This window comes from Bacillus hominis (assembly GCF_018332515.1).
Classification (GTDB): Bacteria; Bacillota; Bacilli; order Bacillales; family Bacillaceae_G; genus Bacillus_A; species Bacillus_A hominis.
Genome location: NZ_BOQD01000411.1, coordinates 1 through 703 on the forward strand (window position 1 = coordinate 1; position 703 = coordinate 703).

The 703-nt window shown below is 33.9% G+C and carries 1 protein-coding gene; it reads left to right on the top strand.

Annotated features, from left to right (window positions below):
* On the top strand, positions 1 to 647 hold a 647-nt coding region (locus KI356_RS25765), incomplete at its 5' end, for a patatin-like phospholipase family protein (RefSeq protein WP_212936861.1).
* Between the last annotated feature and the right edge of the window lie 56 nt (positions 648 to 703).

The following is a 703-nucleotide window of genomic DNA, read 5'->3' on the forward strand; positions in this document are numbered from 1 at the left end:
GAAAAAAAGGAATTCATTTGTTTACAGACTTACCCGATTTAAATAAACTCAAAATTATCGCTTCAGATATAAGCAATGGTAAAATGGTTATTTTTCCTGATGACTTGCCAAACTACGGATTTTTAAATTATCGCTTCCCTATCGCTAAAGCAGTAAGAATGAGTGGAACCATTCCTTTCTTCTTCGAACCAGTTAAATGGAGAACACCGAAATGGAAACAACCTTGTTATATGGTTGACGGCGGTATTTTAAGTAATTATCCAATTTGGATTTTCGATTCACCGACTTCTCCTCGCTGGCCTACCTTTGGATTTCATTTTGTAAAAGATGAGATTCAAGCTGATCCCGCCCACTATGAAGAACCTATTTCCATGTTCAAAGGACTATTTAAAACGATGATGCAAGCTCATGATTTACGTCATTTAGATAAAGAATCAAAGGCTAGAACTATTACAATTCCAACAGGAACCATTACAAGTACTAATTTCCAATTAACTAAAGAAGAGAAAGAATGGCTCTATAACTCTGGTTATAATGCCGCTAATAAGTTTTTACAATCCTGGAATTTCAGGCAATATGTTGATGAATATAGAGACGGAAATCAGGATCGAAAAACAAATCGGTATTTCCGTCAACTTGACTCATAATTATATTATTTTCCCTGTCACACTTTAATAGTAAATAAGCCTAATAATATAATATA